The sequence below is a fragment of the Streptomyces armeniacus genome, from assembly GCF_003355155.1.
Lineage (GTDB): Bacteria > Actinomycetota > Actinomycetes > Streptomycetales > Streptomycetaceae > Streptomyces > Streptomyces armeniacus.
In genome coordinates this window covers 2,696,029-2,703,843 of record NZ_CP031320.1, presented here as the reverse complement: position 1 = coordinate 2,703,843, position 7,815 = coordinate 2,696,029, and the positions used below count along the sequence as shown (strand labels likewise).

The window sequence follows — 7,815 nt, the reverse complement described above, 5'->3', positions numbered from 1 at the left end:
AAGCGGTGTATAAGGGACAGGGTGAAGACGGTGCGGTGCCAGTCCTTGTGCGGTTCCCCGGTGTTGTCGGACATGACGTGCTTGATCTGCGTGTACTCGTCGAAGGAGTACGCCGACATGTCCTTGCCGTAGCCGGAGGCGCGGTAGCCGCCGTGCGGCATCTCGCTGATGATCGGGATGTGGTCGTTGACCCACACGCAGCCCGCCCGGATCTCGCGGGTGGCGCGCGAGGTGCGGTAGACGTCGCGGCTCCAGACGGAGGCGGCGAGCCCGTACGGGGTGTCGTTGGCGAGCGCGAGGCCCTCGTCGTCCGCGTCGAAGGGGAGGACGGTCAGGACCGGCCCGAAGACCTCGCCCTGCACGATCTCGCTGTCCTGCGCGGCGCCGGTGACGAGGGTGGGCAGGTAGTACGCGCCGGGGGCGAGCGGTCCGCCCGGTGCGGCGCCGCCGGTGACGACGGTGGCGTACGCGCGTGCCCGTTCGACGAATCCGGCGACCCGGTCGCGGTGGGCGTGGGAGATGAGCGGGCCGATGTCGGTGGCCGCGTCGGTGGGCGGGCCGAGGCGTACGCCGGCCATGAGGTCGGCGACTCCGCTGACGAAGGCGTCGTACAGCGGCCGCTGTACGTACGCGCGGGTGGCCGCCGTGCAATCCTGGCCGGTGTTGATCAGCGCGCCCGCGACGGCGCCGTGCACGGCGGCCTCCAGGTCGGCGTCGTCGAAGACGACGAACGGCGCCTTGCCGCCGAGCTCCAGATGCGTGCGCTTCGCCGACCCGGCCGCCAGCGCCGCGACCCGCCTGCCGACTGCCGTGGAGCCCGTGAAGGACGTCATGGCCACCGCCGGGTGCCCTACGAGGTGCTCCCCGGCGTCCGCGCCCGCGCCGGTGACGATGTTGACGACGCCGTCCGGGATGCCCGCGGCGTGCGCCGCCCGCGCGAACATCAGCGAGGTGAGCGGGGTGAGTTCGGACGGCTTGAGCACGATGGTGTTGCCCGCGGCAATGGCCGGGAGGATCTTCCAGCAGGCCATCTGGAGCGGATAGTTCCAGGGGGCGATGGAGCCAATCACACCGAGCGGTTCGCGGCGTACGTACGAGGTGTGGTCGGGGCTGTACTCGGCGGCGGCGACCCCGTCGAGGCGGCGTGCGGCGCCGGCGAAGAAGGCGACGTTGTCGACCGACCCGGGGACGTCGAACTCCTCCGTCAGCCGCGCCGGCTTCCCGCAATTCAGCGACTCCGCGCGCGCGAGCTCCGCGGCCTGCCCGTCCAGTACGGCGTGCAGCCGGTGCATCGCGTCGGAGCGTTCGCCGGGTGTGGCGCCGGCCCACTCGGGCAGCGCGCGCCGCGCGGCCTCGACGGCGGCGTCCACGTCGGCCGTGCCGGCGAGCTCGTACGTGTGCGTGCTCTCGCCGGTCGCCGGGTCGACCAGGGTGTGCCGGCGCCCTGAGCTGCCGGGGAGCTGCCGGCCGGCGACGTACTGCGCGCCGTCCGCGAGCCCGTCGGGCGGATCGGCGTGATCGTGCGGTACGACCGGGGCGGACGCGTCGGAACGCTGGTCGGTCATCGAGCCTCCCTGCCTTCACTGCGGCGTGGCATGAACCGGTGATGACCGCCGATCCTGGCAGGCAAGGCACAGTCGAACAAGGGATTCCGTCGTTTGAGTTTGAAAAGGCGACGGAATCTGTGCCCCGCCGGTGCACTGCGCCATCACGTGGAAACGTTCGGCAACGCGGTGGACACCGCTGCGTACCCCTCTGCCTGCTCCTCAGTGTGCCCGGAGCCGTATCCGCGCCGTCCCCGTGCGGGAACCCCCCGATTACGATGATCGCGACCCCTCAAACCGGAGGCCCCGTTGCCCAAGTTGCCCAGTTCGTCCGAGTCGCCTGACCCATCCGAGCTGTCCGACCTCGACACCTTCATCGCCGGGCTGCCCAAGGCCGAGCTCCACGTCCACCACGTGGGTTCGGCCTCGCCGCGCATCGTCGCCGAGCTCGCCTCGCGGCACCCGGACTCGCCCGTTCCCAAGGACCCCGAGGAGCTCAGGGACTTCTTCACGTTCCGGGACTTCGCGCACTTCATCGAGCTGTACCTGTCGGTCGTCGACCTGATCCGGGACGCGGCCGACATACGCCTGCTCACGTACGAGATCGCCCGCGACATGGCACGGCAGAACATCCGCTACGCCGAGCTCACCGTCACCCCGTACAGCTCGACCCGCCGCGGCATCCCGGACGCCGCCTTCGTGGAGGCCATCGAGGACGCGCGCCGCGGCGCCGAGAAGGAGCTCGGCGTGATCCTGCGCTGGTCCTTCGACATCCCCGGCGAGGCGGGCCTGGAGGCGGCCGAGGAGACCGTACGGATCGCGACGGACAGCCGGCTCGGCGCGGACGGGCTCGTCTCGTTCGGCCTGGGCGGACCGGAGATCGGTGTGCCGAGGCCGCAGTTCAAGCCGTACTTCGACCGTGCCATCGCGGCCGGACTGCACAGCGTGCCGCACGCGGGCGAGACGACGGGGCCGCAGACGGTGTGGGACGCGCTGACCGAGCTGCGCGCGGAGCGCATAGGCCACGGTACGAGCGCCGCCCAGGACCCGGCGCTGCTGGCGCACCTGGCCGAGCACCGCATCCCGCTGGAGGTGTGCCCGACGTCGAACGTCGCGGTCCGCGCGGTCGAGTCGCTGGCGGACCACCCGCTGCCGCGGATGGTCGAGGCGGGCGTGCCTGTGACGATCAACAGCGACGATCCGCCGATGTTCGGCACCGACCTGAACAACGAGTACGCCGTCGCCGCCCGTCTGCTCGGCCTGGACGCGCCGGGCGTGGCCGCGCTCGCGAAGAACGCCGTACGGGTGTCCTTCCTCGACGCACCCTCCGTGACCCGGATCTGCGACGAGATCGACGCGTATCTGAATGCGTGGCAGCAGTAGCACCCGGGCCGACGGAGGACACAAGCAACATGGCGGACATGACAGGCATAACGGCCGTAGGTCACCGGGGAGCGCCGTACGTCGCCCGGGAGAACACGCTGCCCTCCTTCGGCGCCGCCATCGCGGCGGGCGCCGACGCCGTGGAGGTGGACGTGCGGCTCACCCGCGACGGCGTCCCGGTCGTCGTACACGACCGCACGCTGGAGCGGCTGTGGGAGCGCACGGAGGAGGTCTCCGCCGTCACGGCGGACCGGTTGCGCGAGCTGACCGTCGGCGGCGTGCCCACGCTGGCGGAGGCTCTGGAGGCGACGGCTCCGGTGCGTACGCTCGTCGACCTGCCCGACCCGGGCGCGGTGCCCGCGGCGGTACGGGCGGTGGGCGACGCGGGAGCGGCGGACCGCGTGTACTACTGCGGCGGGCCGCTCGCGATGCGCGCCGTACGCGCCACCGACCCCGCCGCCGAGATCGCGCTCACCTGGCACCGTACGGCGCCGCCCCGCCCGTCGCTGCTGGCGGACGTACGGCCGCGGTGGCTCAACTTCCGCTTCGGCCTGCTGACTCCGGAGCTGGTCGGCCGCGCGAAGGCGGACGGCTACCGCGTCTCGGCCTGGACTCCGGACACGGGCCGGAACATGCGCAGGCTGCTCGCGATGGGCGTCGAGTCCGTCACGACCAACCGCATGGACGCCCTGTGCCGCGTGCTGCGCCGTACGGGACGGCCGGCACCCGTGCGCTGACGCCGGGGCCGCGGGCGGGTCTCAGGACTGGTACGGGTTCTGGCCCTGCTGCCCCTGCTGCGGCTGGCCGGCGAAGGGGTTGCCGCCGCCCTGCTGCTGGGGCTGCTGCGGCGGCTGCGCCTGCTGGCCCGCGAACGGGTTCCCGCCGCCCTGCTGCTGCGGCGCGCCCATGCCGGGCTGCGGGCCCTGGCCGCCGCCCTGGGCGAGCAGTTGCTCGGCGTTCTCCTTGGTGATCTCGCTCTCCGCGCCGCAGAACGTGCACTGGAGCGAGTGCTTCGCCGGGGCTATCGGGAACAGCGGGATGAAGAAGAGCGAGAACTTCCTGACGTGCTTGCGCAGCCCGTGCGCGGACGGGTTGCCGCAGAAGCCGCACAGCAGGTTGAGCATGGCCAGTTGGATCTGCTTTGAGGACATACCGAAAATGATCACGAGGGTGCCTTTCGCGGTGTGAGCGGAAGCGGGCGGGCCTCCTCACCCAGCCAACCACCGCCCGCACACCACCCGTCAAGCGGATGACGTCACAACTACGAACCAAGACGCCCGGAACCGCTTGCGGAGCGCGGTGCCGCGGCCGTACGACCGCGGCACCGCGCTCCGTACGGCCAGGGCTAGAGCGCCGTCATCACGTGCTTCACACGCGTGTAGTCGTCGAAGCCGTACGCCGAGAGGTCCTTGCCGTAGCCGGACTTCTTGAAGCCGCCGTGCGGCATCTCCGCGACCAGCGGGATGTGCGTGTTGATCCACACGCAGCCGAAGTCGAGCACCTTCGACATCCGCATCGCGCGCGCGTGGTCCTTGGTCCACACCGACGACGCAAGCGCGTACTCCACGTCGTTCGACCAGGTCACCGCCTGCTCCTCGGACGTGAAGGACTGGACGGTGATCACCGGGCCGAAGACCTCGTTCTGGATGATCTCGTCGTCCTGCTTGAGCCCGGAGACCACGGTCGGGGCGAAGAAGTACCCCTTCTCGCCGACCCGTTCGCCGCCGGCCTCGACCTTGGCGTGCGCGGGCAGCCGGCCGATGAAGCCGGCGACCTTCTCCAGGTGCACGGCGTTGTTGAGCGGCCCGTAGAAGCAGTCCTCGTCGCTCGGGTCGCCGGTCTTGACGTCGGCCGCGGCCTTGGCGAGCGCCGTCACGAACTCGTCGTGCACCGACTCGTGCACGAGGACGCGCGTGGCGGCCGTGCAGTCCTGGCCCGCGTTGAAGAAGCCGCCGTCCCGGATGCCCTCGACGGCCGCCGGAATGTCGGCGTCCTCGAAGACGACGCAGGGCGCCTTGCCGCCCAGCTCCAGGTGCACCCGCTTGACGTCCTTGGCCGCGCTGCCCGCGACCTCCATGCCCGCGCGGACCGAGCCGGTGATGGACGCCATCGCGGGCACCGGGTGCTCGACCATGAGGCGGCCGGTGTCGCGGTCGCCGCAGACGACGTTGAAGACGCCCTGGGGCAGCTCGAGTTCGGCGAGGACGCCGCCGATCACCTCGGCCAGGAAGACGCCCGAGGCGGGGGTGGTGTCGGACGGCTTCAGCACCACCGCATTGCCCGCGGCGAGCGCCGGGGCGAACTTCCAGACGGCCATCATCATCGGGTAGTTCCACGGCGCGACCTGCGCGCAGACACCGACGGGCTCGCGGCGTACGAACGAGGTGAGCCCGTCCATGTACTCGCCCGCGGACTTCCCCTCGAGCATCCGGGCGGCGCCCGCGAAGAAGCGGATCTGGTCGAGCATCATCGGCAGTTCTTCCTGCCGGGTCAGCTCCAGCGGCTTGCCCGTGTTCTCGCACTCGGCGGCGAGCAGCTCGTCCTGCCGGGCCTCGAGCACGTCCGCGATCTTGAGGATGACGCGCTGGCGGGTGGCGGGGGTGGCGTCCCGCCAGGCGGGGAACGCCTTCGCGGCCGCGGCCATGGCGGCGTCGACGTCCGCGGCGGCCGAGAGCGGCGCGGACGCGTACGCCTCGCCGGTCGCCGGGTCGATCACCTCGGTGGTACGGCCGTCCGCGGCATCCCGGAACTCCCCGTCGATGTAGTTGCGCAGTCGACGCAGCTCGGCGGTCACTTCGCACCCCTCCTGTCAGCTGTCCATTGGGTGAGACGACCACCCTAACCACGGGGGTGACGCTTTCGATACACCCAACACCCCGGTGCAACGAATTCAGCACCATAAGGACAGTGAGACAACGGATTACATCGCTCAAGGGTTGCCAGACTGTCGAGTCCTCGTGCAGGGTGTGCCTGTGGCTCGCGACTCGAAGAACACCAACGGCTCACCGGCGATCGACGCCGTCTCCCTGGCCATCATCGAACAGCTCCAGGAGGACGGACGCCGCCCGTACGGCGCCATCGGCAAGGCCGTCGGCCTGTCCGAGGCGGCCGTACGGCAGCGCGTGCAGAAGCTGCTCGACCAGGGTGTCATGCAGATCGTCGCCGTGACCGACCCGCTCACCGTGGGCTTCATGCGGCAGGCGATGGTCGGCATCACGGTGGACGGCGACATCGACCCGGTGGCCGACGCACTCGCCGCGATCGACGAGGTCGACTACGTGGTCGTGTCCGCGGGCTCCTTCGATCTCTTGGTCGAGATCGTCTGCGAGGACGACGAGCATCTCCTGGAGATGCTCACCAAACGCATCCGCGCCGTGCCGGGGGTGCGCTCCACCGAGAGCTTCGTCTACCTCAAGCTGCGCAAGCAGACCTACGCGTGGGGAACTCGATAGCCGTGAGCAAGGACCTGTCCCGTACCGCATACGACCACCTGTGGATGCACTTCGCCCGCATGTCGTCGTACGAGCACGCGCCCGTACCCACCATCGTCCGCGGCGAGGGCGCCTACGTCTTCGACGACGCCGGCAAGCGCTACCTCGACGGCCTCGCCGGGCTGTTCGTCGTCCAGGCGGGCCACGGACGTGCGGAGCTCGCCGAGGCCGCCGCCAAGCAGGCGCGGGAGCTGGCGTTCTTCCCCATCTGGAGCTACGCGCACCCGAAGGCGGTCGAGCTCGCCGAACGGCTCGCCGGGCACGCGCCGGGCGACCTGAACAAGGTCTTCTTCACCACCGGCGGCGGCGAGGCCGTGGAGACCGCCTGGAAGCTGGCGAAGCAGTACCACAAGCTCACCGGCAACCACACCAAGTACAAGGTGATCTCACGCGCCGTCGCCTACCACGGCACCCCGCAGGGCGCGCTGTCCATCACCGGCCTCCCGGCCCTCAAGGCGCCGTTCGAGCCGCTGGTGCCCGGCGCGCACAAGGTGCCGAACACCAACATCTACCGCGCCCCCCTGTACGGCGACGACCCGGTGGCCTTCGGCCGCTGGGCGGCCGACCAGATCGAGCAGGAGATCCTCTTCGAGGGGCCCGAAACGGTCGCCGCGGTGTTCCTGGAGCCGGTGCAGAACGCGGGCGGCTGCTTCCCGCCGCCGCCCGGCTACTTCGAGCGGGTGCGCGAGATCTGCGACCGGCACGGCGTACTGCTCGTCTCCGACGAGGTCATCTGCGCCTTCGGCCGGCTCGGCACGGTGTTCGCCTGCGACAAGTTCGGCTACGTCCCGGACATCATCACCTGCGCCAAGGGCATGACCTCCGGCTACTCCCCCATCGGCGCGGCCGTCATCTCCGACCGGCTGGCCGAGCCGTTCTTCCACGCCGACAACACCTTCCTGCACGGCTACACCTTCGGCGGCCACCCGGTGTCCGCGGCCGTCGGCCTCGCCAACCTCGACATCCTCGAGCGCGAGGGCCTCTACCAGCACGTGCTGGACCAGGAGGGCGCGTTCCGCGGCACCCTGGAGAAGCTGCTGGACCTGCCGATCGTCGGCGACGTGCGCGGCGACGGCTTCTTCTACGGCATCGAGCTGGTCAAGGACAAGGCGACCAAGGAGACGTTCACCGACGAGGAGTGCGAGCGCGTCCTCTACGGCTTCCTCTCCGGCGCGCTCTTCGACGCGGGCCTCTACTGCCGCGCCGACGACCGCGGCGACCCCGTCGTCCAGCTCGCCCCGCCGCTGATCGCGGACCAGGCGGTGTTCGACGAGATCGAGCAGATCCTCCGCGGCGTCCTCACGGAGGCCTGGGCCAAGCTCTGACGCCCGGCCGCCGGCCGCACCGGCGCACGGGCACGCAGGACGATGAGTCCATCCGGACGTTCCTGCGTGCCC

The 7,815-nt window shown here is 70.7% G+C and carries 7 protein-coding genes; 4 read left to right on the top strand and 3 right to left on the bottom strand.

What is annotated here, in order from left to right:
• The coding region (locus DVA86_RS11825) for a gamma-aminobutyraldehyde dehydrogenase (RefSeq protein ID WP_208877986.1) at positions 1–1,565 on the bottom strand (1,565 nt) is incomplete at its 3' end.
• A gap of 333 nt (positions 1,566–1,898) precedes the next feature.
• Between DVA86_RS11825 and DVA86_RS11820 the strand changes: the two genes are divergently transcribed.
• Complete coding sequence (locus DVA86_RS11820) at positions 1,899–2,927, top strand: adenosine deaminase (protein WP_208884628.1); 1,029 nt, start codon at positions 1,899–1,901, stop codon at positions 2,925–2,927.
• A gap of 29 nt (positions 2,928–2,956) precedes the next feature.
• The gene (locus DVA86_RS11815) at positions 2,957–3,664 is read left to right on the top strand and encodes a glycerophosphodiester phosphodiesterase (RefSeq protein WP_425470815.1); all 708 of its coding nucleotides are present in this window, start codon (positions 2,957–2,959) and stop codon (positions 3,662–3,664) included.
• Positions 3,665–3,685: 21 nt separating this feature from the next.
• On the opposite strand, the gene DVA86_RS11810 is transcribed toward DVA86_RS11815, so the two are convergent.
• Together DVA86_RS11810 and DVA86_RS11805 are read right to left on the bottom strand one after the other, a co-directional pair.
• Entirely contained in the window at positions 3,686–4,093 is a 408-nt protein-coding gene (locus tag DVA86_RS11810) for a zinc-ribbon domain-containing protein (protein ID WP_425470814.1), read from the bottom strand.
• 179 nt (positions 4,094–4,272) lie between these two features.
• The gene (locus DVA86_RS11805; RefSeq protein WP_208877982.1) at positions 4,273–5,721 is read right to left on the bottom strand and encodes a gamma-aminobutyraldehyde dehydrogenase; all 1,449 of its coding nucleotides are present in this window, start codon (positions 5,719–5,721) and stop codon (positions 4,273–4,275) included.
• Positions 5,722–5,899: 178 nt separating this feature from the next.
• Between DVA86_RS11805 and DVA86_RS11800 the strand changes: the two genes are divergently transcribed.
• Together DVA86_RS11800 and DVA86_RS11795 are read left to right on the top strand one after the other, a co-directional pair.
• Complete coding sequence (locus DVA86_RS11800) at positions 5,900–6,379, top strand: Lrp/AsnC family transcriptional regulator (protein ID WP_245996507.1); 480 nt, start codon at positions 5,900–5,902, stop codon at positions 6,377–6,379.
• Positions 6,364–7,743 (top strand): aspartate aminotransferase family protein, encoded by a 1,380-nt coding sequence (locus tag DVA86_RS11795; protein WP_208877979.1) that lies wholly within the window; start codon positions 6,364–6,366, stop codon positions 7,741–7,743. The genes DVA86_RS11800 and DVA86_RS11795 overlap by 16 nt, the downstream gene beginning before the upstream one ends.
• Positions 7,744–7,815 lie beyond the last annotated feature (72 nt).